This window comes from Yoonia maritima, from assembly GCF_043641945.1.
GTDB lineage: Bacteria > Pseudomonadota > Alphaproteobacteria > Rhodobacterales > Rhodobacteraceae > Yoonia > Yoonia maritima_B.
In genome coordinates this window covers 399,869-423,941 of the sequence record NZ_JBHZRX010000002.1, presented here as the reverse complement: position 1 = coordinate 423,941, position 24,073 = coordinate 399,869, and the positions used below count along the sequence as shown (strand labels likewise).

At 54.5% G+C, this 24,073-nt stretch carries 33 protein-coding genes and 2 tRNA genes; 21 read left to right on the top strand and 14 right to left on the bottom strand.

Translation table 11 applies throughout. The features are described 5' to 3' along the window. Positions 1-24: 24 nt before the first annotated feature. A complete protein-coding gene (nrdR, locus tag ACHUEV_RS05720; RefSeq protein WP_394178103.1) occupies positions 25-492 on the top strand; it encodes a transcriptional regulator NrdR in 468 nt (155 codons plus the stop codon). Continuing rightward, positions 489-1,577, top strand: coding sequence for a bifunctional diaminohydroxyphosphoribosylaminopyrimidine deaminase/5-amino-6-(5-phosphoribosylamino)uracil reductase RibD (gene ribD / locus ACHUEV_RS05715; RefSeq protein WP_394178102.1), 1,089 nt, complete (start codon positions 489-491; stop codon positions 1,575-1,577). Before nrdR ends, ribD begins: the two co-directional genes overlap by 4 nt. On the opposite strand, the gene ACHUEV_RS05710 is transcribed toward ribD, so the two are convergent. Both ACHUEV_RS05710 and ACHUEV_RS05705 read right to left on the bottom strand, forming a co-directional pair. Continuing rightward, a complete protein-coding gene (locus ACHUEV_RS05710; RefSeq protein WP_394178101.1) occupies positions 1,574-3,571 on the bottom strand; it encodes a capsular polysaccharide biosynthesis protein in 1,998 nt (665 codons plus the stop codon). The two genes, ribD and ACHUEV_RS05710, sit on opposite strands and share 4 nt — an antisense overlap. Before the next feature lie 16 nt (positions 3,572-3,587). Further along, positions 3,588-4,859 carry a capsule biosynthesis protein gene (locus ACHUEV_RS05705; RefSeq protein ID WP_394178100.1) on the bottom strand — a complete coding sequence of 424 codons (1,272 nt, stop codon included), beginning with the start codon at positions 4,857-4,859 and terminating at the stop codon, positions 3,588-3,590. 130 nt (positions 4,860-4,989) lie between these two features. Here ACHUEV_RS05705 and ACHUEV_RS05700 point away from each other — a divergent pair, with 130 nt between their 5' ends. Next, a complete protein-coding gene (locus ACHUEV_RS05700) occupies positions 4,990-5,586 on the top strand; it encodes a riboflavin synthase (RefSeq protein WP_394178099.1) in 597 nt (198 codons plus the stop codon). Next, positions 5,586-6,152 carry a hypothetical protein gene (locus ACHUEV_RS05695; protein WP_394178098.1) on the top strand — a complete coding sequence of 189 codons (567 nt, stop codon included), beginning with the start codon at positions 5,586-5,588 and terminating at the stop codon, positions 6,150-6,152. The genes ACHUEV_RS05700 and ACHUEV_RS05695 overlap by 1 nt, the downstream gene beginning before the upstream one ends. Positions 6,153-6,194: 42 nt before the next feature. On the opposite strand, the gene ACHUEV_RS05690 is transcribed toward ACHUEV_RS05695, so the two are convergent. Then, positions 6,195-6,608 carry an SRPBCC family protein gene (locus ACHUEV_RS05690; RefSeq protein WP_394178097.1) on the bottom strand — a complete coding sequence of 138 codons (414 nt, stop codon included), beginning with the start codon at positions 6,606-6,608 and terminating at the stop codon, positions 6,195-6,197. After that, a complete protein-coding gene (locus ACHUEV_RS05685) occupies positions 6,605-6,925 on the bottom strand; it encodes a metalloregulator ArsR/SmtB family transcription factor (protein ID WP_394178096.1) in 321 nt (106 codons plus the stop codon). The genes ACHUEV_RS05690 and ACHUEV_RS05685 overlap by 4 nt, the downstream gene beginning before the upstream one ends. A 398-nt stretch (positions 6,926-7,323) precedes the next feature. Here ACHUEV_RS05685 and ribB point away from each other — a divergent pair, with 398 nt between their 5' ends. The 3 genes from ribB to nusB are packed head-to-tail and all read left to right on the top strand — an operon-like array spanning position 7,324 to position 9,457. Continuing rightward, positions 7,324-8,454, top strand: a complete 1,131-nt coding sequence (gene ribB, locus ACHUEV_RS05680) for a 3,4-dihydroxy-2-butanone-4-phosphate synthase (protein ID WP_394178094.1) — start codon at positions 7,324-7,326, stop codon at positions 8,452-8,454. Continuing rightward, positions 8,454-8,993 carry a 6,7-dimethyl-8-ribityllumazine synthase gene (locus ACHUEV_RS05675; protein WP_394178092.1) on the top strand — a complete coding sequence of 180 codons (540 nt, stop codon included), beginning with the start codon at positions 8,454-8,456 and terminating at the stop codon, positions 8,991-8,993. The genes ribB and ACHUEV_RS05675 overlap by 1 nt, the downstream gene beginning before the upstream one ends. Further along, complete coding sequence (nusB, locus tag ACHUEV_RS05670) at positions 8,990-9,457, top strand: transcription antitermination factor NusB (protein WP_394178091.1); 468 nt, start codon at positions 8,990-8,992, stop codon at positions 9,455-9,457. The genes ACHUEV_RS05675 and nusB overlap by 4 nt, the downstream gene beginning before the upstream one ends. Before the next feature lie 73 nt (positions 9,458-9,530). Here the strand turns inward: nusB and ACHUEV_RS05665 are convergent, their stop codons facing one another. Further along, positions 9,531-10,052: a GNAT family N-acetyltransferase gene (locus tag ACHUEV_RS05665; protein WP_394178090.1), complete on the bottom strand. Its 522-nt coding sequence runs from the start codon at positions 10,050-10,052 to the stop codon at positions 9,531-9,533. A gap of 164 nt (positions 10,053-10,216) precedes the next feature. Here ACHUEV_RS05665 and ACHUEV_RS05660 point away from each other — a divergent pair, with 164 nt between their 5' ends. Then, positions 10,217-10,774: an HdeD family acid-resistance protein gene (locus tag ACHUEV_RS05660; RefSeq protein ID WP_394178089.1), complete on the top strand. Its 558-nt coding sequence runs from the start codon at positions 10,217-10,219 to the stop codon at positions 10,772-10,774. 239 nt (positions 10,775-11,013) lie between these two features. Here the strand turns inward: ACHUEV_RS05660 and ACHUEV_RS05655 are convergent, their stop codons facing one another. Then, entirely contained in the window at positions 11,014-11,160 is a 147-nt protein-coding gene (locus ACHUEV_RS05655) for a hypothetical protein (protein ID WP_394178088.1), read from the bottom strand. Positions 11,161-11,480: 320 nt separating this feature from the next. Between ACHUEV_RS05655 and ACHUEV_RS05650 the strand changes: the two genes are divergently transcribed. Continuing rightward, positions 11,481-11,939, top strand: a complete 459-nt coding sequence (locus ACHUEV_RS05650; RefSeq protein ID WP_394178086.1) for an MmcB family DNA repair protein — start codon at positions 11,481-11,483, stop codon at positions 11,937-11,939. Here the strand turns inward: ACHUEV_RS05650 and ACHUEV_RS05645 are convergent. Then, a complete protein-coding gene (locus ACHUEV_RS05645; protein WP_394178085.1) occupies positions 11,926-12,117 on the bottom strand; it encodes a DUF6324 family protein in 192 nt (63 codons plus the stop codon). The two genes, ACHUEV_RS05650 and ACHUEV_RS05645, sit on opposite strands and share 14 nt — an antisense overlap. Positions 12,118-12,196: 79 nt before the next feature. On the opposite strand from ACHUEV_RS05645, the gene ACHUEV_RS05640 reads away from it, so the two are divergent. The 7 genes from ACHUEV_RS05640 to ACHUEV_RS05610 all read left to right on the top strand — a co-directional run bounded on the left by ACHUEV_RS05640 (position 12,197) and on the right by ACHUEV_RS05610 (position 17,409). Continuing rightward, positions 12,197-12,676 carry a GNAT family N-acetyltransferase gene (locus ACHUEV_RS05640; protein WP_394178083.1) on the top strand — a complete coding sequence of 160 codons (480 nt, stop codon included), beginning with the start codon at positions 12,197-12,199 and terminating at the stop codon, positions 12,674-12,676. Positions 12,677-12,719: 43 nt separating this feature from the next. Further along, positions 12,720-12,796 (top strand) — tRNA-His (locus ACHUEV_RS05635). A gap of 135 nt (positions 12,797-12,931) precedes the next feature. After that, positions 12,932-13,960 carry an RluA family pseudouridine synthase gene (locus tag ACHUEV_RS05630; RefSeq protein WP_394178082.1) on the top strand — a complete coding sequence of 343 codons (1,029 nt, stop codon included), beginning with the start codon at positions 12,932-12,934 and terminating at the stop codon, positions 13,958-13,960. 164 nt (positions 13,961-14,124) lie between these two features. Continuing rightward, complete coding sequence (gene rpoH / locus ACHUEV_RS05625) at positions 14,125-15,021, top strand: RNA polymerase sigma factor RpoH (protein WP_394178081.1); 897 nt, start codon at positions 14,125-14,127, stop codon at positions 15,019-15,021. Positions 15,022-15,155: 134 nt separating this feature from the next. After that, complete coding sequence (locus ACHUEV_RS05620; protein ID WP_394178079.1) at positions 15,156-16,124, top strand: Gfo/Idh/MocA family protein; 969 nt, start codon at positions 15,156-15,158, stop codon at positions 16,122-16,124. Between the two features lie 9 nt (positions 16,125-16,133). Continuing rightward, entirely contained in the window at positions 16,134-16,412 is a 279-nt protein-coding gene (locus ACHUEV_RS05615) for a DUF4389 domain-containing protein (RefSeq protein WP_394178078.1), read from the top strand. Positions 16,413-16,416: 4 nt separating this feature from the next. Then, on the top strand, positions 16,417-17,409 hold the full coding sequence (locus tag ACHUEV_RS05610) for an alpha/beta hydrolase (protein ID WP_394178077.1): 993 nt from the start codon (positions 16,417-16,419) through the stop codon (positions 17,407-17,409). A 124-nt stretch (positions 17,410-17,533) separates the two neighbouring features. Here the strand turns inward: ACHUEV_RS05610 and ACHUEV_RS05605 are convergent. Further along, a tRNA-Tyr gene (locus ACHUEV_RS05605) sits at positions 17,534-17,617 on the bottom strand. Positions 17,618-17,749: 132 nt separating this feature from the next. Here ACHUEV_RS05605 and rlmB point away from each other — a divergent pair. From rlmB to ACHUEV_RS05590, 3 genes are all read left to right on the top strand, one after another. After that, positions 17,750-18,526, top strand: coding sequence for a 23S rRNA (guanosine(2251)-2'-O)-methyltransferase RlmB (gene rlmB, locus ACHUEV_RS05600; RefSeq protein ID WP_394178076.1), 777 nt, complete (start codon positions 17,750-17,752; stop codon positions 18,524-18,526). Positions 18,527-18,535: 9 nt separating this feature from the next. After that, positions 18,536-18,835, top strand: a complete 300-nt coding sequence (locus tag ACHUEV_RS05595; protein ID WP_394178074.1) for a hypothetical protein — start codon at positions 18,536-18,538, stop codon at positions 18,833-18,835. Positions 18,836-19,016: 181 nt separating this feature from the next. After that, entirely contained in the window at positions 19,017-19,436 is a 420-nt protein-coding gene (locus tag ACHUEV_RS05590) for a CoA-binding protein (protein WP_394178072.1), read from the top strand. Between the two features lie 12 nt (positions 19,437-19,448). On the opposite strand, the gene ACHUEV_RS05585 is transcribed toward ACHUEV_RS05590, so the two are convergent. Further along, complete coding sequence (locus ACHUEV_RS05585) at positions 19,449-19,757, bottom strand: phosphoribosyl-ATP diphosphatase (RefSeq protein ID WP_394178071.1); 309 nt, start codon at positions 19,755-19,757, stop codon at positions 19,449-19,451. Further along, the gene (gene hisF, locus ACHUEV_RS05580) at positions 19,754-20,512 is read right to left on the bottom strand and encodes an imidazole glycerol phosphate synthase subunit HisF (RefSeq protein WP_394178070.1); all 759 of its coding nucleotides are present in this window, start codon (positions 20,510-20,512) and stop codon (positions 19,754-19,756) included. Before hisF ends, ACHUEV_RS05585 begins: the two co-directional genes overlap by 4 nt. 102 nt (positions 20,513-20,614) lie before the next feature. Between hisF and ACHUEV_RS05575 the strand changes: the two genes are divergently transcribed. Beyond that, a complete protein-coding gene (locus tag ACHUEV_RS05575) occupies positions 20,615-21,058 on the top strand; it encodes a DUF302 domain-containing protein (RefSeq protein WP_394178069.1) in 444 nt (147 codons plus the stop codon). Position 21,059: 1 nt separating this feature from the next. Here ACHUEV_RS05575 and hisA read toward each other — a convergent pair whose 3' ends face one another. Next, entirely contained in the window at positions 21,060-21,779 is a 720-nt protein-coding gene (hisA, locus tag ACHUEV_RS05570; RefSeq protein WP_394178068.1) for a 1-(5-phosphoribosyl)-5-[(5-phosphoribosylamino)methylideneamino]imidazole-4-carboxamide isomerase, read from the bottom strand. A 137-nt stretch (positions 21,780-21,916) separates the two neighbouring features. Between hisA and ACHUEV_RS05565 the strand changes: the two genes are divergently transcribed. Beyond that, complete coding sequence (locus tag ACHUEV_RS05565; RefSeq protein WP_394178067.1) at positions 21,917-22,306, top strand: DUF2147 domain-containing protein; 390 nt, start codon at positions 21,917-21,919, stop codon at positions 22,304-22,306. 54 nt (positions 22,307-22,360) lie between these two features. Here the strand turns inward: ACHUEV_RS05565 and ACHUEV_RS05560 are convergent, their stop codons facing one another. From ACHUEV_RS05560 to hisB, 3 genes are read right to left on the bottom strand one after another with little or no spacing between them, the layout of a single operon-like run. After that, entirely contained in the window at positions 22,361-22,831 is a 471-nt protein-coding gene (locus ACHUEV_RS05560) for a transglycosylase SLT domain-containing protein (RefSeq protein ID WP_394178066.1), read from the bottom strand. Positions 22,832-22,847: 16 nt separating this feature from the next. After that, positions 22,848-23,486, bottom strand: a complete 639-nt coding sequence (gene hisH, locus ACHUEV_RS05555; protein WP_394178065.1) for an imidazole glycerol phosphate synthase subunit HisH — start codon at positions 23,484-23,486, stop codon at positions 22,848-22,850. Further along, the gene (hisB, locus tag ACHUEV_RS05550; RefSeq protein WP_394178064.1) at positions 23,483-24,070 is read right to left on the bottom strand and encodes an imidazoleglycerol-phosphate dehydratase HisB; all 588 of its coding nucleotides are present in this window, start codon (positions 24,068-24,070) and stop codon (positions 23,483-23,485) included. Before hisB ends, hisH begins: the two co-directional genes overlap by 4 nt. Between the last annotated feature and the right edge of the window lie 3 nt (positions 24,071-24,073).

The following is a 24,073-nucleotide window of genomic DNA, read 5'->3' as shown; positions in this document are numbered from 1 at the left end:
AGCAGTAGCTGACAAGGACCGGACATGCGTTGCCCTTTTTGCGGAAATGTTGACACTCAAGTAAAAGATTCACGGCCTGCCGAAGATCATTCGGCTATTCGACGTCGCCGACTTTGCCCCGCATGTGGTGGGCGCTTTACGACCTACGAACGCGTGCAGTTGCGCGATTTGGTGGTGATCAAAACCAACGGTCGCCGCGAAGACTTTGATCGGCCAAAGCTGGAACGCTCAATCCGTATCGCGCTACAAAAACGGCCGGTTGAACCAGATCGCATTGATCAGATGATTAGTGGAATAGTGCGCCGGCTTGAAAGCTTGGGCGAAACGGACATTCCATCGGGCACAATTGGTGAAATCGTGATGGAAAGTCTCGCACGGATTGATACCGTCGCTTATGTGCGTTTTGCGAGTGTTTACAAAAACTTCCAAGCCGCTGATGACTTCGATAAATTCGTTAGCGAACTGCGTCCTGACGCCCTTCCGGAAGAGTGACGGTTTCATCTGACGCCCGTTTTATGGCGCTTGCCCTGACTTTGGGGCGGCGCGGAATGGGGCGCGTTTGGCCAAACCCTTCGGTTGGCTGTGTAATCGTAAAAGATGGTGTGATCATCGGCCGTGGGCGCACCGCTGACGGTGGTCGTCCCCATGCCGAGACAGTTGCTCTGGCGCAGGCAGGGGCGGCAGCGCGTGGTGCGACAGCATATGTCACGCTGGAGCCTTGCTCTCATGATGGTAAAACGCCGCCCTGCGCGAATGCGCTGATTGCCGCGGGCATTGCGCGGGTGGTGATTGCATTGGGTGATCCTGATCCGCGTGTTTCTGGTCGCGGTATTGCAATGCTACGTGATGCAGGGATTTCGGTGACGACCGATGTGCTTGCCGATCAAGCCCGTGAAGACCACGCTGGATTTCTTTTGCGTGTGACTAAGAACCGGCCATTCGTGACGCTAAAGCTTGCTGGCACTCTTGATGGGCGCATTGCGACTGCTACCGGCGAAAGTCAGTGGATCACTGGGCCAGAGGCACGCCGTGCGGTTCACATGATGCGCGCGCGCCATGATGCCGTCATGGTGGGGGCGGGAACTGTAAGGGCGGATGATCCGACTTTGACGGTGCGTGGGCTTGGTATTACCCGGCAGCCTGTTCGGGTGATTGTGTCACGAGGGATGAAGATTGCAGCAGACTGCGGATTAGCACGCAGCGCCCATGATATTCCTGTTTGGCTTTGCCATGGTAAGAATAGCGACCCAAAATCCTGGGTGGATCAGGGCGCGGTTAGCTTGCCGTGCGATGTGTCTGCAGGGCAGGTTGAACCACACTCTGCTATGACTGCCTTGTCAGAACGTGGGATCACGCGCGTCTTTTGTGAAGGTGGTGGGATGCTTGCTGCGTCATTATTGTCGGCTGGCTTGGTTGATCGGCTTGTTGTTTTCACTGCAGGCATGGCGATTGGGGCCGAGGGTACACCATCGCTTGCTGCTATGGGGGTGGATCGTTTGGCGCATGCGCCGCGCTTTGCGCTGGATGCTGTTCAGCCCTTAGGTGATGATATTATGCATAGCTGGCGCCGCACTTAACGGCGCCACAAGAACGCGTAGCTCGCGAAAAATCCCTGCAGCTTGGCAAGGCTTCGGTTCATGCGCCCGGGCGCGGGGATGTCGTTGTTTTCTAACCGATCAACGATCACTTCAACGGGGCAAGGAAGGCCAGTCACCGGATCAAAATAGCGCGGATATGCGATCAGTGTCGCATGTGCCAGGGCGGTGACGTCGACGCGCGCTGTCCGCCGCGCAATAGGCAATGAGCGATCATCCGTAAGGCCCCATCCCGCATAAAACGGCATGCCAAGGCAGGTCACTTTTTTGCCGCGCAGTAGCGCCTCGAACCCAATCAGGGAGGTCATGGTCCAAACCTCGTCGACATGATCAAGCGCGGCGATAGGATCAGAATCCGCCAAAACGACATCTGCCCATTTCATCGCATCAGGGAGCGCACCGGGACGCAGGCCAGTTTCGACGTCGGGATGCGGTTTGTACGCGATAATTGCTGCTGGGTTGGCCGCGCGCGCCGCTTGCAAAAGCGCGGCATTGCTTGCGACATCAGTGCACCCTTTTTGGATTGATGCATCATCTTCGACTTGGCCGGGAACCAGAATGCGACGCCCTTTGGGAAGGTCAATCGGGGCAGGACGGGTTAGATTATATTTGGAAAGATGCGCTTCAATGATCCGCTGGATCAATGCTGACGCGCGGTTTCTTTCCATGTCACTAAGGTTGGTAGAAGCGTTTATAAGAGCCTCGAGCCGGCTTGGGCGCGTTGCGTCGTAATAAATGCCAATATCATCAAGCACGAGGCTAAGCGGAGCGACCAAATCCGCCCCCAGGCCACGTGATCGTAAGAACCCATCTTCGACAAGCGTGGCATCTGTTGCACCAGTATTCGCCCATCGCAAGAGAGGGCGGCCCGTCGCGGTGGCCTTAGCCGCAGCGTTTTCTCCTCGCGCAAAGATGACCCGCTTTTGACTGCCAAAGAATTTTTGTAAGGGGGCCCTTTTCCAAAGGCGCATATTGGCAGCGACCCAGCCTTGGCCATCATCGCGCCATGCTCTTGTTGCTGCGGCAAGTGTCACCGTAGCCTCTTCAAAGCTGCACAGGCGATCGTGGAACGGATCATACCACGTCGGGTAAAGAAGCATTGCCCCAGCAAAGAGCTGCGCTCGCGTCAGATTGCGCTGCCTGCGTTGAAGCGGCTTGCGATCATCACTAAGCCCCCAACCCATATAAAACGGCTGCCCAAAAACCACCGGGCGGTGCCCGGCCAGAATGGCCTCGAACCCAAGTTGTGAGGTCACCGTGTAGACGGCGATTGCACCCTCAAACAGCGCCCAAGGCGATAGCGGGGCGTCACACAGGCTAATCCGATCAGTGACGTCCTTTTCATTAAAGTACCCTTCGCGGTGTCCCGCCGTCGTTTCTGGGTGCGTTTTAATTATGATCTGTGCACCGGGATGTTCCGTTTGGGCATAGAACAACATTTCGCGGAACGTATTACTGTCTGCGCCGCTTGCCTTGATCGACGCATCTTTGCGCGTTTGGTCGATGACAAGGACATAGCCGGGATCGGGGACGGGCCGTTTCGGATCAAAGCTGTTGTACTTTGAAAGATGCTCTGACTTTATCGTCTCGATGCCAGCGCGTGCCCGATCTAGTAGCGCGGTATTATCAAGCGGATCTTCGGCCAATATCATCTCTAGGTCAGATGGCGTGCTTGGGTCGAAATGCACGCCGCGACGATCAATGTTTAGACCGATTGGATCGTCGCCATCGCGGCCTAGGCCGACGGAGCGAAGGAAGGAATCTTCGATCCGGACCACAGGTGCGTCTTTGCGTTCGGCGACAGCTTCGCCGCGTGGGGAAGTGGGGCTTTGCCCCCATACACCAACAAGGTCGCCTTCGCTTGGAACACCAATGCGGATATGGAACCCGGCTAATTCGACGATGCGGCGCACACGGCCTTTGGTCAGCAAGCCACCATTGTAGACGTACAAGTTTTCGCGCTTTTTCGACGTCATTTCGGAATGCATCTGTTTACTTGACGGCATGTAGTGGGGTCGCAAGCGATCTATTACGGACAGAGTAAGGCCCATCGGGTGCCAGCATCATATCCACAAGTTGCCGCATAAGCTGTCTGCGCCCTTTCTTGGAATAGAAACCGCCCGGTACTTGGCTCGTTTGCAACAGGAATTGACGATAGTCGCGATAGGCCTGCGCATCTGGCCGGGTTGGGTTGGCAAAGAAGGCGGGCAGGGGCTGATCGGATACAAATTCAGGTTTGCTGTAAACGGCTGTCCCGAAAATCTTAAGCGGAATGCCGCGCCATAGCGCCTGTTGCCCGGAGGTAGAATTAACGGTCACAGCGCTGCGTGCCTGATCCAGTAGCACCGCGAGTTTTCCTCCGCGGACATAGTGTACACGGTCGCGAATGCCCTTACTTTGCGATAGCTCTCGGATCATACGCCGCAAGGGTGATTGTCCGCTTTCCAATGGATGTGCCTTAAATACGAGATGATGATGTGCAGGCGCTCCGGCAGCAAAGCCATCAATGACGACCTTTAGAAATGCGTGTGTATCTTCAAACGACGAATGCGCCTGAAAACTGGCGTCATGTTCAAGCTGAAGCAAGGCAATGTGATAGGGGTATCCACCTGCCTTAATCCGTTGTGTGGCATAGGCGCGATGTGCAGCCAAAAATGGCATTAGCAATAGTCGCTTTGAATACAAAATTGCTTCGCGGCGGATTGGCAGTGCACGGTGCGGGCGGAACTGTGGGTAACCGCTGTTTCTGAACATCACAAACCAATGGTACAGGGCGCCGTAGAAAATATGTTGGCGCATGTCGCCCCAGTGGGATGGGGGTGTTGGTATGTCAGTGGCACCTTGGGCAAGCCGCGTTCGCATCTGATCCACGGTGATATTCATGAGCTCAGAATGCCCATTGCTACCGCTACGTTCATAAGTCACCCAGTAGGGGCGCAGATAGCCTTCTTCGAACACATGTACCTTTAGACCAGCCGTTTTGGCCTGCTTTACCGCCTCTGCATGAATTGGGCGGGTGTCGCCGTAAATTACGATGTCGGTGATCTGGCGCGTGGTGATAATCTGCGCCAGTGTTTCTGGCCACATATCTTGGTCGCCACGATATGGGATATAGTTCGGCGCGTGGCCCCAAAAGGCGCGGTCGCCTGCATTGAAACCAACCCGATGCACACCGGCACCCGCAGCACGAAGCATGCGCCCAAGCTGCCGAAAGAACGGCCCGTGTGGCCCTTGTAGAAACAAAAAGTTGCGCTGCGTGTTCATTGTGAACACTTATAGCCATTCGTGCGGCCAGAGGTAAGCGGCTAGCCGTAAAGAAATGCACGTGTTGCGCTGCTTGCCTGCGGTTCAATCACGGGCTAGGTCTCTGGGGGAACATTGGAAGGAACTGCGCATGTTTACGGGGATTGTCACAGATATTGGTGAAATCATCAGACTGGAGCAACGCGGTGATCTGCGCGCGCGGATTGGAACCAGCTACGATGTGGACGGGATCGACATCGGAGCATCAATTGCATGCAATGGCGTTTGCCTAACAGTGATCGCGTTAGGCACTGCGCCGCGCAACTGGTTCGATGTGGAAATCTCGGCTGAAACTGTAAGCGCGACAAACGTCGGTGAGTGGCAGGTTGGTAAACGGCTGAACCTTGAACGTGCGCTAAAGGTCGGAGATGAGCTGGGCGGGCATATCGTGTCTGGCCACGTCGACGGCGTTGCGCAAATCATCAAAATTCGCAACGAAGGTGATAGCACCCGCGTAACGTTCCGTGCGCCTGCTAAACTGGCAAAATTTATTGCGCCTAAAGGGTCCGTTGCATTGAACGGGACATCGCTGACCGTCAACGAAGTCGAAGGCGGTGACTTTGGTATCAACTTCATTCCGCACACCAAGACCGCAACAACGTGGGGTGACATCGAAGAGGGCGACCTGATCAACATCGAGATCGACACAATGGCGCGTTACGTGGCGCGGCTGCAGGAGTTCGCGTAATGGCTGGTATCGGCCATAATTCAGGTCGCGTGGATGAGCCGGGCCATAGCTGGCGCAAGCACGTCTGGACGAAGGCCCGCAAGAAACTGATGCCGACCCTGCCGATCGAGGTTGTTCGCTTGCGTGTCCGACGTGCGGAGCAATTGGGGCTGCCGTATAAGACCTATGCTGGTATTCGGGCGAGTACCGGACATGATTTGATCGGCTTTTTGTTTTCGAGCAATGCGTTGCATGTGCTGCGTGACGGGCAGGCGATGCCTGCCGCGCAAGTGGCAAAGTTAGATAGTTTGATTTCGACACATCGGGTTGGTTTGGCACATACCCCAGTCACACCAACACACCTTAGTTCGTTAGCTCAGATCGACCGAGCCCATAGTGCGCCGCGCTTTGCGGGAAGCTGGGCGGATATGCGTGATCACATGAAGGCGGTCATACAGTCCGAGCAAGTACCGGCGGATCGTTTTGTTTTGATCGGCGATACAGGGTTTGAACGGGAATGGAGCGAGGCCGCGCAGCTTGCCGGTTATTTGCCCGCAGATATCTATTTTGAAGGGCAGGTGGGTTAAAACCCACCCTACGTCGTAGCTTCTGTCGCGATGGCGTCTGCGCTAGTCGCCGTGCGCCGAGCCTCGCATGCGTGCAAGGTGGTCGTCCCAACCTTTGTCGAGCGCGAGAATAAGTCCAAAAGCTTCTGCCCCTTGTGGTAGGCCTTCGTGGCGTAAGGACAGGTTCGTGCCGCCCGGAACCTCGGTTAAAGCCCACTTCACAGTACTGACCTGATCGCCCATGGGATTGATGGTAAATGTATACTCAAGACGAGAATATGGTTCTGCGACCAGGACCGTACCCCACATAAGCTTTTCACCGCTGTCTGTCCCGAACATTTCATAGCTGCCCTCGACCAATGGCGCATCGGGTTTGTGGAACCAAATCGCTAACTTTGCTGGGTCAGTCAAATAGGCCCAAACCTGAGCTGGGGACGCTTTGAGGTAAATCGATTTTTGCAGTATTGTGTCGGTCATTGCATGTCCTTTTCAATATCTGATTTGAGTGCGTCGAGCCGGCTATCCCAGAATTCATCAAAGTACCCAAACCAGTCGAACACCTGCTTTAGTCCGGTGGTGTTCAACGTGTTCAGCCGCGATCTGCCGTCGACTTGGACAGAGATGAGATTGCCTTCATTTAATATCGTTAAATGTTTTTTTACTGCCGCTCTGGTCATCTGAAAGTTTTCCGCGACTTCCGCGATCGTCATGTCGTTTGTTGCCAACAACTGTAGAATTTTGCGTCGGGTTGGGTCCGCGAGCGCACGAAACCCCATTTGTTCGGCATCCGTCATTGTTGCACCTCAACGGATTCAAATGAAACGCCGTCGGGGGGAGTCTTCCATACCAAATCGCGAGAATCCGACAGTGTAAACTTGTCGGCACTTGCTGGCAGTGACGCACTAAATGCGTCGACCATCGAGGAGATGAAAAGCTGTCTCATCGCGATTCCTTTATGATACCGTTTGGTACTTCTTTATATGAAACCTAAAGGTATCATGTCAAGCGCGGTGTTTCTGCCCAAAGATTGCCGTCAGCCTGCAAGTTTCGTTGTGCGTCACTGCGAACCGATAGCTGTAAAAGGCGTTTCCTATATTTGGTCGTGACGTCGTAGGGTGGATCTTGATCCACCACCCTTTCCAAATTGGCACTGCTGGGCTATCTGCGAAGCAACATACATTCGGGGATCCGCATGAGCCAGAAATTCGAAACACCCGGTCCAGTCGAACGCGATTGGTCTGACGCGATTAGCAAGATCGAAGACATCATCGAAGACGCCCGCAATGGCCGCATGTTCGTGCTTGTCGATCACGAAGATCGCGAAAACGAAGGTGATCTTGTGATCCCGGCCCAGATGGCCACACCGGATGCAATTAACTTTATGGCGACGCATGGTCGTGGCCTCATTTGCCTCACTTTGCCCGGTTCGCGCATTGATGCGCTGGGCTTGCCGCTTATGGCGTCTCACAACTCTTCGCGTCACGAAACTGCGTTTACTGTCAGCATTGAAGCTCGCGAAGGTGTTAGTACTGGTATTTCGGCCCATGACCGCGCACGCACCGTCGCGACGGCGATTGATGCATCAAAGGGTGCTGCAGACATCGCGACGCCTGGTCATGTGTTTCCACTTCGCGCCCGCGAGGGCGGTGTTTTGGTTCGTGCAGGTCACACCGAAGCCGCCGTTGATATTTCGCGCCTTGCCGGTTTGAACCCATCGGGTGTGATCTGTGAGATCATGAAAGAAGACGGCGAAATGGCGCGTCTGCCTGATCTGGTCGCCTTTGCACAATTGCACGGGCTTAAGATCGGTACGATTAGCGATCTGATTGCTTACCGCCGTCGTCACGACAATCTGGTGCGTGTGCGCGAAGTAAACCAAATTCACTCTGAATTTGGCGGAAACTGGGAGATGCGGATTTATACAGATGAAACCCAAGGTGCGGAACATATCGCGCTAGTGAAGGGTGACATCACAACGGAAGAACCTGTTCTGGTGCGCATGCATGCTCTCGACCCGATGCTTGATGTCGTGGGTGCAGGGCCAGCTGGGCGCCGGAATGAATTTGGCGATGCGATGAATGTCATAGCGGCAGAAGGCCGCGGTGCTTTGGTTCTTTTGCGTGATCTGCATATGCAGATTGATCTGGACGAAGAAACATCACCGCAAACGCTGCGCCAATATGGTCTGGGTGCCCAAATCCTTAGCTCGCTTGGCTTGCATAAGATTGAGCTCCTGACCAATTCGCCAATGCCAAAAGTTGTGGGCCTTGATGCCTACGGTTTAGAAATCACAGGCACACGCAAAATTTCGGAGATCGGATAATGGCTGGACCATCGCATTACATCATGCCGCTGCCAGAATTTGAGAAACCAGTGAAAATCCTGATTGTGGCCTCGCCATACTACAAGGATATCTCTGACAACCAGATCGCGGGTGCCAAGGCAGAGATCGAAAAGGCTGGCGCGACATGGGAAATTGTTGAGGTTCCCGGCGCGTTGGAAATTCCGACTGCGATCGGCATCGCTGAGCGGCTAAGCAACTTTGGCGGCTATGTTGCACTGGGCTGTGTGATCCGGGGCGAGACAACCCACTATGATACTGTTTGTAATGACAGTTCCCGCGCGATCCAGCTTTTGGGACTTCAGGGTGTTTGTATCGGCAATGGCATCCTGACTGTCGAAAACCGTGATCAGGCCGTTGTGCGCGCCGACCCCGCGCAGATGAATAAAGGTGGCGGAGCCGCCGCTGCGGCCTTGCACCTTATCGCGCTCGCCCGTAAATGGGGCAAATCCGATAAACCGGTGGGCTTTACACAGGAAATTCTGCTGGCTGGTAACACAGGTGGCAAAACAACAGCATGACCATTTCGAACAACCAACTGCGTAAAATGAAATCTGCTGCACGCTTTTATGCTGTGCAAGCGTTGTTCCAGATGGAAGCCTCTGGGCAGACCGTGGATCAAGTGATCCGCGAATTTGAGGATCACCGTTTTGGCGCGACCTATGACGATGCCGAAATGATTGAAGGTGATCTGAAAACGTTCCGTGGTTTGATGGAAACCGCTGTGAACGAGCAGGCCGCGATCGACCAGATGACGGACCGTGCGCTTGTCGCGAAATGGCCAATCGCGCGGATCGACCCAACATGGCGGGCATTGTTCCGCGCTGCAGGTGGTGAGCTGAAGACAGGGCAGACCCCACCAAAGGTCGTGATCAGTGAATTCGTCGCAGTTTCAGAGGCATTTTCGCACGATGGCAAAGAGCCAAAGTTCGTGAATGCGGTTCTGGATCACATGGCGCGCGAAGCACAGCCTGAAAAGTTCTAAGGCTCGCTTTCGGCGAGGCAGAACCCATTTAATAGCGGTTATCTGGTTGGGGTGATCCCCAACTTGGGCGGCTTTAAGGACGGCGGTTCTTGTAGATCTCGTAAACCGTGCATGCGGTGTTGTAGTGGGTTTGAATGCCTACATAGGTCATCCCCAAGCGTTCCATCACCCTCTGCGATGCGGTGTTGGCTTGTTCAGCGACAGCGCAAATGTAATCGGTGCAAATTCGGTCAAAACCGAAATCCATTGCGGCTTTCCCTGCCTCCGTCGCGTACCCGTTGCCATGATACTGTGTCTTCAAGCGCCAGCCGACCTCCAGCGGTGCGTTTTCTTGATGATCAAGAAATTGCAGGCATGCCGCACCTACAACGGTTTCGGTGCCTTTAAGAAACACAGTCCACCATCCATGCCCATATGCAGACCATCGCCGCTGAACGCGCGCGATCCCTTCTTCGGTTTCTTCTCGTGTCTGTGTTCCGCCTAAGTAGCGCATAACATCAGGGTCGGAGTTCATCTCGAAAAGGGCATCCGTATGCGCTGGCGCAAATGGAGTGAGAAAGAGTCTATCCGTGGAGATCGTTCGGTCGTCGGACATAATACTGTCTTTCAATCTGAATGGTCGCAAAAAATGGTCATGCCATTTACGTAAATTGTAGGTGTCGGGGCGCGCAATACGTCACGCTAAATCAAAGCCAGCCAAGGCCGGTATTGAAGTTTTGGCAATGGGACCACAGTTTAGTCAGATAAAGGAGTGACCCAATGTCTGATACAAATCAACAACCTCCCGAAGTTCTTGAGGCCGTGCGCAAGTTTCGTGGTCAATTCCGTACAACGGGAATCGTACTTATCGTGCTGGGGCTGCTGGCCGTAATATTCCCGCTATTCTTCTCGATTGCGGCAAAAGTACTGCTTGGGTGGGTCTTCCTGCTGACAGGGGCTGCGCTGCTGTATCACGCATTTCAAGCGAAACGCTGGGAGTCGGCGGTTTGGAGTGGGTTAATTGCCGTGCTCCATTTGGCGCTTGGTGTTTATCTCGCGCTCTTTGCACTGAACGGGCTGATTGGTTTGACGTTCGTGCTCGGCGTTGTGTTTTTGGTGCAGGGGGCAGTTGAAGGTGTCATCGCGTTGCAGCATCGCCAAAAAGCAGGGTGGGGCTGGCTGGCTATGAACGGGGCCGTTACGCTTTTGCTTGGGTTCTTGTTGATCGCGGGCTTGCCGGGCACTGCGCTTTGGGCGATTGGCCTATTGCTCGGGATTAACTTTTTGACGACAGGAATCGCGTTCGTTGCGCTGGCGAGCAGCGTTTCCGAAAAGTAACCAAAGAAGATTGAGTAAGAAAAGGTGGCGGGAACCGCGGCATCCGTAAGGGTAGCTAATCCTGAGGACCTGTATGTACAGGTGGGTGCCAGGTAAACTAACCAGGGTTAGAACAGAGCCAGCCCCCAAGGATTTGCTTAAGGCCGCTGGATTTGTACCCGGGATAACGAGAAGCGCAGAAGCCCGCCGAGGCAACAGGTAGGACTGAATGCGGGGCAGGGCAAGTGGTCAGCGACAGTTTATTCTTCAACGTCGCCTTTGATGAGCCAACCGTTGGGGCCGACCATTTCAATCGGAGCGTAAGCAAGCAAAAGGCGTTCCGCGAAACCAACCAGGATAAGAGCCATCGATACCTCGTAAACGGTAATTCCTTGGAAAATAGACATGCTTGGTTCCTTCTAAAGTCCCTCTCTTTATGGCGGCTAAAACGGACGAAATAGTGACGGTTGGGTGGTGATTTGGCCTGTGATGTCGGGTCATTTGCCTCAATTGGGACATAAAGCTGGTTTGGGCCTTGTCGAAAATTCTGGCAGATTTTCGCTTAGTGGTTGGCATTTAAGGGAAAAAAGCGATTTGTTGCCGATCGGGTTTTAATGTCTTTGTTTTGTTGGTCATTGTTGCCGCTGCCCATTTCGTTTGCTGTCTGCTCGCGCTGATTTGAAAATACGCAATTGAGTTTTGTTCACTTATTGTTCACATTCGGCCCATGTCCGAAGAATATGCACAGATCGAATTAATGCCCGGCCAGCTTCTGGCGCGCGGGGTGTGCCGCCATTTGCGGAGCCATGACTTTGTTAGTGTAGAAGAACTTGTCCCGACATCAGGGCTGCGCGTCGATGTCATGGGGTTGGGCCCGAAAGGCGAGATTTGGATAATCGAATGTAAGTCGAGTCGCGCTGACTATTTGTCCGACAAGAAGTGGGAGGGTTATCTCGAATGGTGTGATCGGTTCTTTTGGGCGGTCGATACCGACTTTCCGACAGAGTTACTGCCCGATGATACCGGACTGATCCTCGCTGACGGATATGGCGCAGAGATCGTAAAGATGAGCCCGGAAGCAAAGCTTGCGCCGGCCCGTCGAAAGGTGATGGTACAAAAATTCGCGAGACATGCAGCAATGCGTGCGCATGCTGCACGTGACCCGCGATTTGTTAACGTTTTTTGACTGCGCGGGCTGCGATTGCTGCGGCACGGATTTCTTCGGCGATTTCGTCAGCTTCTTCCGGTTCAAAATCCATTGGAATTTCGACACCACCAGCTTCGATAAAGATTCGGACCATGCCGAGATCGGTCGGACCGATTTGCATGTTGGCTTCGATGTCGCGTTCGCTGTTAATTCCCATGTCATATCCCCTAGACTGCCTAGGTGTCCTAGCGTGTGAATGCCTTGATTGGCAAGTGTTTGGCGGGCAAACTACGCTGATGACTTATTCTATACGCCCCTTTTTAAAAGATGACGCTGATTGGCTGATCCGGCAGCATGCCGATCATTATGCTAAGGCCGAAGGGTTTGATGACACCTTTGGCCCGCTTGTCGCGAGCATTATTCAGGATTTCTTGGACGGCCACGATCCGAAGTCCGAGTCGGGCTGGGTTGCCCACGACGGTGATATGAGGCTTGGCAGCATTTTCTGCGTCCGCAATGGTGATCAAACGGCCAAGCTACGATTGTTTTATCTTGTCCCAGAAGCGCGCGGCACTGGCGCGGCGCAAGCCCTTTTGGATCGTTGCCTTACGTTTGCGCGCACTGCAGGCTATCGCGATATGACGCTTTGGACGCACGAGAGCCACGTCGCCGCTGGCAAAATTTACGCGCGCAACGGCTTTGCGAGGGTAAGCGCGAAACCTGTCCATTCGTTTGGCGTCGATCTTGTTGAAGAGACTTGGCAGATTTCCTTCTGAGGGTATTGCATTCACGAACTGGGGCCGCTAAATCACCCGCAATGCCGCCTTAGCTCAGTTGGTTAGAGCACTGGTTTGTGGAACCAGGGGTCCCCCGTTCAAGCCGGGGAGGCGGTACCATTCCCCAATTGGCAGATTTTGACAGCTGATAGCGCAGTCTTGCTATTTCCTAATTAATCCCGCAAACCCCACAAAACTTGATCCGTTGGAGCCTCCGACGGGAGTATTTTACCCAAAGCGAGGGCGAATATAGCCATGGCAGACGTGATTTCATTTGTGATTCAGGCAACGCCTCCTGCTCGTTTGGATAAGGCGCTAGGGCGTGATGTTCCGCAAGATGCGTCGCTGAGTCGTTCACGGTTGGCAAAGCTTATTGCTGATGGTGCTGTGCAGGTTGACGGTGCTGTTGTGACCGACCCGCGGTTTCGTGTCGCCGAAGGCGCGCAGATCGACGTCGCGGTTGAGATTGCCGAAGAAAGCCATATTGTCGGTGAAGACATCTCATTAGAAGTCGTCTTTGAAGATGACGATCTGATCGTGGTGAACAAGCCAGCCGGCATGGTCGTCCATCCTGCGCCTGGCACACCCAGCGGAACACTTGTGAACGCATTGATCTATCATTGCGGCGACAGCCTGTCCGGTGTGGGGGGGATGAAACGGCCCGGTGTTGTGCATCGCATTGATAAAGAGACGACCGGGTTGTTGGTGGCTGCAAAGTCTGACCGTGCGCATCACCATCTGGCTGCACAATTTGCAGCGCATACTGTTGAACGGCGCTATTTGGCGGTGTGTTATGGTGTGCCTGACGCCAACGATCCGCGCTTGCGCGGGATCAAGGGGACTTCGTTTGAGCCGGGTAATATCCTAAAGGTGCAGACATTTTTGGGTCGCCATAAAACTGATAGGCAACGGCAGGCGGTTTCTTTCACGACTGGCCGCCATGCAGTTACGCGATCGCGTATCGTAGAACCCTTGGGATCACCGCCTTGTGCTGCGCTGATCGAATGCTGGCTGGAAACAGGGCGTACCCATCAGATCCGTGTGCATCTGGCGCATTGTGGTCATTCGCTTATCGGTGATCCTGTCTATGGTGGGCGGCGCAAACTGTCACCAAAGGCGGTGGGCGAGGCGGGTGTCGCCGCCGTTTCGGCATTTGGCCGTCAGGCGTTGCATGCCGCGACGCTTGGGTTTGAGCATCCGGTTTCTGGTGAATTCATGCAGTTTGAGGCCGAGTTGCCAGAAGATATGTCCGCTTTGATCGCTGCACTTGGATATAAGGGCTGAAATATTCGGTCCCATGTGCGTGAGCGCACGAAAAACGGTCTCGCATTACTAAACTGACCGGTTCATATTGGATTTACGAAAATTCAATACTTGGACTTGAAACGTCACGTTAGCGTCACCATATCCATGTTAAGCCTTTAAACATTAGTAGGAGGGCAGAGACAGTGAGCAACTATAAAAATTTACCAGCACCAACCCCAGAGGGTGGGCTGAACCGTTATATGCAAGAAATCCGCAAGTTCCCAATGTTGGAGCCTGAGGAAGAATATATGCTGGCCAAGCGCTGGGTCGATCACGAAGACACGGAAGCCGCGCACAAGATGGTCACGTCGCACCTGCGTTTAGCGGCCAAGATTGCCATGGGTTACCGTGGTTACGGGCTGCCCCAAGCAGAGGTGATTTCCGAAGCTAACGTTGGTCTTATGCAGGCTGTGAAGCGTTTCGACCCGGAAAAGGGTTTCCGCTTGGCGACCTATGCCATGTGGTGGATTCGTGCGTCGATTCAGGAATACATTCTGCGGTCATGGTCATTGGTCAAACTTGGCACAACGTCTGCACAGAAAAAGCTGTTCTTTAACCTGCGCAAAGCGAAGTCTCGGATTGGCGCGTTGGAAGACGGTGATCTGCGTCCTGAAAACGTGAAACGGATCGCGACAGACCTTGGTGTGACCGAGGACGAAGTGATTTCGATGAACCGCCGTATGTCTGGTGGTGATGCGTCGTTGAACGCGCAGGTCGGCTCTGATGGTGAAGGCACCATGCAGTGGCAGGATTGGCTGGAAGACGAAAGCGCTAATACTGCTGCAGATTACGAGGCGCATGACGAGCTTGATGTGCGTCGTGAACTGTTGGCCGAAGCGATGGAAGTGCTGAACGATCGCGAAAAGGATATCTTGGTGCAGCGTCGCCTATCTGATGAAACGATCACTCTGGAAGACCTAAGCGGTCAGTATGACGTCAGCCGCGAACGTATTCGCCAAATCGAAGTGCGCGCCTTTGAAAAGCTGCAAGCAAAGATGCAGGAGCTCGCGAAAGAAAAAGGTATGCTGGAGTCAGCATAACTTCTAACGCGAAGCGGTTTTAATCTATCCCCGTCAGAGTATCTTTGGCGGGGATATTTTTATGGAAACTAGAAAACCGGTGCTTTCCCTTTGGTCAGGCTTAGCGCTAACATCGCGCTGAATAGGAGAGTTCTATGACACCGATCCGTTGGGGCGTTTTGGGCGCAGCTAATTTTGCATTAAATCACATGGCGCCGGCTATCCATGCCGCCAAGGGTGCCCAGTTTGCGGCGCTTGCGACGTCGAGCCCAGAAAAGGCAGAGCCGTTTAAGGCATTTGCCCCCGATTTACGGGTTCACGATAGCTATGACGCGCTGTTAGCCGATCCCGATATTGATGCTGTCTATGTGCCTTTGCCGAACCATTTACATGTCGAATGGACGATCAAAGCCCTGAAAGCAGGCAAGCACGTTCTATGCGAAAAGCCGATTGCGCTGTCTGACTCTGATTTTGACGCGCTGATCGCTGCACGTGACGAATCCGGGATGCTTGCCGCAGAGGCGTTTATGATTGTGCACCACCCGCAGTTTCAGCGCGCACAGGAATTGGTGCAAAGCGGTGCGATTGGCGCGTTGAAACATGTGGAGGCGACGTTCACATATTTTAACGATGATACTGGCAATATTCGCAATCAGGCCAAAGCTGGTGGGGGAGGTTTGCGCGATATTGGCGTTTATACCTTTGGTTCGGCGCGGTTTGTGACTGGGGAAGAACCCACTCAGATACCCTATGCGAATCTGCGGCTTGAAAATGACGTTGATGTATTTGCGCAGGTTGCGGCAGATTTCCCTGAATTCACGTATTCGGCCATCGTGTCTATGCGATTGTTCAACCGCCAGCAGGTCACGTTCCACGGTGAAGCCGGGGTGCTACAATTGACCTGCCCGTTCAACGCCAATGTCTTTGATCAAGCCGAACTGACACTGGCGGTCGCGGGGACGACTGTTACGACTGAACGCTGGCCGGGCGTAAATCACTATGTCCTGCAGGTTGAAAATTTCTGTAATTCTGTGCGCACTGGCGCTGATTATCCATGCCCCCTTGAATTTTCGCGGGGAACGCAAAAGATGATGGATATGGTTTTCGCCGCAGGCGCAAAATAGGAGAGGGGCATGCCCGAAGAAGAAAACAGCGAAGTGGCTTCGGATTTCGAAAGCATCTGGCTGCGCTTGGTGCATATGGTGATCATCGCCGTTTTGATGAGCATGGCGAGCTCGCTTTTGGGGCTGCTAACCATCGCCCAATTCCTGATAATGCTATTTAAAAAGCGCGAACCGAACGAACAGCTTGCTGAAATCGGTACCACGATGGGCGTTTGGATGGCCAAAGCGGCCCGGTATCAGGTTGCAGCAAGTGAGGTCAAACCGTGGCCTTGGACAGAACTCGACTAAGCTAGTGACTCGTTTACTGCTTGCTGTCTCGTGTTTGGGGATGATGTCATGCACGCGGCCCTATGACATTACCGTGGCGCCGGGCGTGCGTGGGGCTGTGACGGAAACTGTATATGTTACCACACAGCAAACACCTGCGGTGACTGGTGCGTTAGTTTACAATGATCGTGTGACGCAGCCACAGTTTGCGCGTGTCGACGTAGCTGTGCCACCCCATCACGCTCCCGGGCGCGTTGAAACGCCACGGGATCCGCTGGGTGGGTTCACGATGGCCAGCTATCAACCTCAAAATCGGGCTGAATATATCGCTGCGTTAAACGCAGCACCCGGAGAAGAGATCCTGCTTTTCGTACATGGCTATAACACGACCACGACAGAGGCTGTGTTTCGATTTGCCCAGATGGGGCATGACTTTGGGCTGACAGACGTTAAGGCGGTTTTTTCGTGGGCCTCTGCCGCGTCACCGGGGGCATATGTCTATGATCGTGACAGCGTCCTGTTTGCCCGAGACGATTTGACCGCTTTACTGAAAGATATTTCACACAATTCAACAAAAACGGTGACGTTGGTCGCGCACTCGATGGGGGCGCAATTAATCATGGAGGCGATGCGGCAGCTCGCCATTGCAGGTGAAGATCATGCGCTGAATGACATCGGCACCGTGATTCTGTTATCGCCTGATATCGACCCGGACATTTTTCGACGGCAGGTTGATACGATCGGCGACCGCAACGCGCCATATGTCATTTTGACCAGTGGCACGGATCGGGCGCTTCGCCTTTCTTCATATTTGATCGGCGGTCGTTCAAAAGTTGGCCAATTGGACGCGGCTGATGATGTTGCTGGGTTGAACGTCGTGATTGTTGATCTGACAGACCTAAGTGATGGTGGCCATGGCGATCATATGGTTGCGGCCACATCGGCAAGTGCGATCAGCATGTTGCGGCAAATCGATGACACGCGAATGCTCGCGCAAAGTGGATTGTTATTAGAGTAGGAAACGGCTGCACTCGCATGGGATGTTCGTAAAGGCTTGTGCTTGGGAGGTTGTTCTTTAGGTGCGTGGCTCACCGGTGTATTACCGGGAGTTCACGCATCTAAGATACTGATATATCAGTAAATGGTGGGCGACCCTGGAATCGAACCAGGCGTGAGTCGCCTCGAGGGAGTTACAGTCCCCTGCCACACCTTGCGGCCTGTCGCCCACTGGGGGGCTGATTACCTGTGGCCCCATGCCCCGTCAACCGCAAAAGTGTCGGTTTTTGCGACAAGTCTTCACAGAGTTCATTTTGTCGGGTATCGCCCCTTTGAAACAGTGTCAGGAACGGAAAAACAAAATGAAAAAGCCAAAGTGGGTCATTGCGAAAGAGCAGGGTAAGCGCGCTGCCGCAAACGAAACCGTTTGGCTATTTGGCCTGCATGCGGTTCGGGATGCCCTAGAGAATCCTAATCGCGTCAAACTTCGCCTTGTTGTTACGCGTAACGCGCTTGAACGTTTGGGCGAAGCCGTAGGGAAGGGGGGCATTGAGCCCGAAATTTCCGATCCACGTAAATTTGCAGCGCCGCTTGATCCACAATCTGTGCACCAAGGGGCTGCGCTTGAGGTGAAACCACTGGATTGGGGATCGCTTGAGGATGTCGCGTTGGGGGATGGTCCGCAGCCGCCACGCATCGTTTTGCTGGATCGCGTGACAGATCCGCATAACGTCGGTGCGATTCTACGTTCTGCCGAAGTCTTTGGTGCACGTGCCGTTGTCGCCATGCAGCGTCACGCGGCCCCTGAAACAGGTGCGCTGGCGAAAACGGCGAGCGGTGCGCTTGAGCGCCAGCCTTATTTGCGCGTACGCAATCTGGCAGATGCGATCATCGCATTGCAGGGGATGGGTTATCTTGTGCTGGGGCTAGACGGCGAAGCGGACGACACCATCGAGACTGCGGTTGAGGGGAAGCGCGACCGCGCGGTGGCGCTGGTCATGGGGGCCGAAGGGCCGGGCTTGCGCCAGAAGACCCGCGAAACCTGTGATCAGCTGGTCAAGATCGATGCGGCGGCTGAATTTGGGTCGCTGAACGTTTCTAATGCTGCCGCTGTAGCACTTTATGCGGCCAAAGCCTAAGTAACACTTATGCCCGCGAATAAGATTGCGACCTGTTGTTATTGTGGAACCCGCGCAGCATTGCGTCTGCGCGGCAAGCAGCGGCATGAGCTGAGCTGTTCAAACTGTGGGGCGCCATTGCGCGCACTTAAGAACATGCCAGTTGCGGCGGTCCAGTCGACCGCGCCTGCGGCGACGCCCGCCCGCCCCACCAAGCGCGCCATTGCGCCTAAACGCAAAGACAAGCGCGGGCCTGCATCGTTTGTTCGAAAGATGATTGCAGAGCTGTGGGATGAGATCGAAGACGTATTCGACGATTTATTCGACTAATCGCGATGTGATCACATTATGCGGAGCACCCCTTTTAGGAGGAAGAATCGGACATATGTTGATATGCGAAGGCGCGTTCTTGGAACCGACGTGCCTCTTATCACTGTCCCTCGTTCCAAACTTTGCGCCCGGATTATTCCGGGTGCTTTTTTTCTGGCAAATGGCTGGGTAGGGTGGCTTTATGGAATATTCTGATGAACATCTGCGCGCGGTTCTGACGCGCACCAAGACAATTGCTTTGGTCGGAGCCTCGGCCAATCCTGCACGCCCTAGTCGCCGCGTTGGTGAGTATCTGGCAGCCGAGGGTTATCGCGTGATTGGTGTAAACCCAGGGCTGGCTGGACAGATGCTATTTGGTGAGATGGTCTATGCCGATCTGACCTCTATCCCCTTCGACGTGGATATGGTGGATATTTTCCGCGCGAGCGATGCTGTACCGGGTATTGTCGATGCAGCGCTTGCACGATGGCCAACGCTACAGACGATATGGATGCAATTGGGTGTTCACAGTCCAGATGCTGCGGCAAAGGCAGAAGCACGCGGCGTTGATGTCATTCAGGATCGCTGTCCAAAGATTGAAATACCGCGCCTGGGACTTTGAAATCGAAGTGAATTAGTCGCGGTTTGCTTTTTCGGTGATGCCCGACATGCCTTGGCGACGCGCAAGCTCTGCTAGCACGTCGTTCAGGCTTACGTCACGCGCAGCAAGCATGACGAGCAGGTGATAGATCACGTCTGCGGCCTCTGACGTTAGTTTTTCTTTGTCGCCTTTGACGGCCTCAATAATGGCTTCAATCGCCTCTTCACCGAATTTTTCGGCGCATTTTTCGGGACCTTTGGCGAACAGCTTTGCTGTCCAGCTGGTTTCAGGGTCGGCCCCTTTGCGCGAGGCGATCAGTGTAGCGAGATCATCAAGTGTCATAGTCGTACCGGGATGCCTGCAGCGGCCATGTGTGCTTTGGCTTCGCCAATGGTGTAGGTGCCAAAGTGAAAGATAGAGGCGGCAAGAACAGCGGATGCACCGCCTTCGGTGACACCTTCGACGAGGTGATCCAAGGTTCCGACACCGCCAGAGGCGATCACGGGTACATCAACCGCGTCTGAAATCGCGCGTGTCAGTGGGATGTTGAAGCCCGATTTGGTGCCGTCGCGATCCATTGATGTGAGCAGGATTTCTCCGGCCCCTTTCTCAACGACTGTCCGTGCGAATTCTACGGCGTCAATGCCGGTAGATTTTCGTCCGCCGTGTGTGAAGATTTCCCATTTGCCGGGTGCAACTGTTTTGGCGTCAATTGCCACGACAATGCACTGGCTGCCAAAACGCATCGCTGCTTCGGCGACGACATTGGGATCAGCGACAGCGGCAGAGTTAAAGCTGACCTTGTCGGCGCCAGCAAGCAGCAGGTCACGCACATCGTGGTGCGTACGTACACCGCCGCCGATCGTCAGCGGCATAAAGCACTGTTCAGCCGTCCGCGTAGCGAGGTCAAACATTGTACCACGGTTTTCGTGGGTTGCTTTGATATCAAGAAACACCAGCTCGTCTGCGCCGGCGGCGTTATAAGCTATGGCCTGTTCAACGGGGTCGCCCGCGTCAATCAGATCGACAAAGTTCACGCCTTTCACTGTGCGCCCTTCGGCGACATCGAGGCAGGGGATGATCCGTGTTTTCAACATGCTGTGATCTCTAGGAGGATTTAGGCGAAATTGGAAGAGGGAGGTGATAGCAATACGCAAGCCGTGCCCGTGAAGACGGTGATCCTGAAACAGGAGAATTTCATGAAGACATTTATCGCCGCCGCCCTGATCGGGCTTTCGACAACAGCAATGGCCGAAGACATGATGAAAACGTCACCACTTTCTGTCACCGAAACAATTGACGCACTGGAGGCTGCCGTAACCGGGGCCGGGGCGACAGTATTTGCACGTGTTGATCATGCTGCCGGGGCGCAAAGCGTTGGAACGTCGCTGCCGGATGCGCAGCTTCTTATATTCGGGAATCCTGCCTTGGGTTCACTGGCAATGGAGGAAGACATTCGGGCGGGGCTGGTGCTGCCCTTGCGTGTGCTTGCCTATGCTGACGCTAACGGAACAACTCAGCTGACGTGGACGCCAGCTGAGGATTTGTTTGCAGGGCTTGATATCAGCGCTGACGCCGAAGTTATCGCCAAGATGAATGGTGCCTTGGCGGCACTGACTGCTAAGGCTGTTGGCGCAGAGTGACCTATGCCTTGAGGTGCTTGAGCGCCGCAGCAAGATCAATTGCACCATCATAAAGTGCACGTCCTGAGATCGCGCCCGAGATGACACCAGTGTCCATGAGCGCGGTCAGGTCAGCCATCGAAGATACGCCGCCGGAGGCAATGACCGGAATATCGACGGCACGCGCCAGCGCTGCAGTCGCGTCGATATTTGGCCCCTTCATCGCGCCATCGCGCAGGATGTCGGTGTAGATGATTGCTGCGATCCCGGCATCTTCAAACGATTTGGCAAGGTCGGTCACCATCACGTCAGTTTCTTCGGCCCAGCCGCGTGTTGCGACGCGGCCATTGCGGGCATCTAGCCCGACGGCGACTTTGCCGGGGAATGCTTTGGCCGCTTCGCGTACCAAATCGGGGTTTTCGACAGCGACAGTTCCAAGAATCACGCGGGCAAGCCCTTTGTCCAGCCAGCGTTCAATCGTGGCCATGTCACGGATGCCGCCACCCAGTTGGGCAGGGACCGGGCAGGCCTTGAGGATTGCCTCAACCGGGGCGGCGTTCACTGGTTCGCCAGCGAATGCGCCGTTCAGGTCAACAAGGTGCAGCCATTCGCAGCCAGCCTCGACAAAGGCGCGGGCTTGGGCCGCAGGATCGTCGTTGAAAACCGTCGTTTGATCCATGTCCCCATGCACCAATCGCACAGCATTACCGTCTTTGAGGTCGATAGCAGGGTAGAGGATCATCGGGCGGCCTTTCATAACTGTTGGCGCGTTTATGCACGGCGCTTGCGGAAATGCAACGCGTGGCGCAACCTTACGTCATGCTTGATCGGAATCATGGATCGCAGGCATGCTCACTGCAGATCTAGGGAGGAATAGATATGAAAACTCGGATTATCGCGATTGCGGCTGCTTTGGCATTCGGTGGCGCGGCCCAAGCCCAAGATGCGGCTGTTGGCGTTTGGCAGACAGAAGTCGACGACGGCGCATACGCGCATGTGACTGTTGCACCATGTGGTGCGGCTGTTTGCGGCACGATTAGCCGCACCTTCAATGGCAGCGGTGAATACCAGTCACCCAACCTTGGCCGTCAGATCGTGATCGATATGGTGCCACAGGGTGGTGGTGCTTATGAGGGCCAAGTTTGGCGTCCGTCGAACAACAAGATGTACATCGGCAAGATGGACGTTTCCGGTAATGCACTGCGTCTCCGTGGTTGCGTCGCAGGTGGCCTGATTTGCGCAAGCCAAAACTGGACACGCGTGAACTAAAGCGCGCAACAAGCTAATGAATAAGGCCCTCGCATTTGCGGGGGCCTTTTGTGTTCAGCCTTGGCGCAATCCTGTTTCGACCAACATACCGCGCTTTTTGGCTTCGTAATAATATCCGCGGGCGTACCAGCCTACTGCGGTTTCTTCGTCGCCGTAGGACAATAGCCAAGCCCCGCGCAGGTATTTGCCCGCATATCTGAGGTTTGTTTCCGCATCCAATAATTCGGTCGCCGGGCCTTTGTGGCCCATCGTACGTGCGGTCTGTGGCAGGATTTGCATTAACCCGTAGTAGGGGCCATTTCGTGCGGCCGGGTTATGGGTGCTTTCACGGACGATAACCCGGTGCAATAGGGTGACTGGAATGTCGTGAACATCAGCGTATTTGTTGATCAACCGCCGCAGTTCAGGCGTTTCATTCGGGTAAAGCGGAATGGATCGCGATGACGATTCATCCCTGCGATTGCGGCGACCGCAGCCAGCAAAGCTGCTTGCTGCGGCGATTATCATCGTACGACGTGTGATCATGAGGGGATCCCGTTTGTTACGGGGCCCACGTTAGGAAATTGCCGATCATACGCAAGCCCGCGTCTTGGCTTTTTTCGGGGTGGAACTGCATTCCGATGATCGTGTCGCGCCCGATAATCGCGGTGACATCGCCGCCGTAATCGACGTGGGCCAATCGTTCGTTCGGGTTTGCAACGTCCATTGCGTAGGAGTGTACGAAATACGCGTGGTCGCCCGTTTTGATCCCATCCAACACGGGGTGTGGGTGGTCGATCACAAGATCATTCCAGCCCATATGCGGCACCTTAAGTGCAGGGTCCGCAGGTTTGATTTTGCGGATGTCGCCTGCAATCCAGCCGAAGCCGGGTGTTTCTTCGTATTCGTGGCCAGTCGTTGCCAGCATTTGCATGCCGACGCAGATACCCAAGAATGGGCGCGCGTTGACTGTAACCGCCTCAACAATCGCCTCAGCAAGACCCGTGCGCGCGAAAAGCTCTGCACGGCAATGTGGGAACGCGCCATCGCCGGGCAGAACAATACGATCAGCTTGGGCCACGACGTCAGGGTCAGCGGTCACGATAATCTCGCCGCCGTCGACCTCTTTTGCCATGCGTTCGAACGCCTTTTGCGCCGAGTGCAGGTTGCCGCTGTCGTAATCAATAAGGGCAGTGATCATAGGCTGCCCTTGGTTGACGGGATTGCGTCAGTCTTGCGTGGGTCGGTTTCAACCGCTTCACGAAGTGCACGTGCGACTGCTTTGAACGCCGCTTCTGCAATGTGGTGCGCGTTAAAGCCGTGTAGCTTATCAATGTGCAGCGTGATGCCGCCATGTGTGCTAAGTGCCTGAAAGAACTCGCGTACCAGTTCAGTGTCGAATGTGCCGATTTTGCCGAACGGCAGATCAAGGTTGCAGATCAGATAAGGACGCGCGGACAGGTCAAGCGCACAGCGCACCTGCGCGTCGTCCATCGCAAGGTGGCAACTGCCATAGCGGCGGATACCGCGTTTGTCGCCCAAAGCCTCGGTTAGTGCCTGACCCAAAGCAATGCCCACATCTTCGACAGTATGGTGATCATCAATGTGCAGATCGCCGGTTGCCCGAACGGTCATATCAATCAACGCGTGACGCGAAAGCTGGTCCAGCATGTGGTCAAAAAAACCAACACCGGTCTGATTATCATAAACCCCTGAACCATCAAGGTTCACGGTAACCGAGATGTCAGTCTCGGCGGTTTTGCGTGTGATCGTTGCTGTCCGCATAAT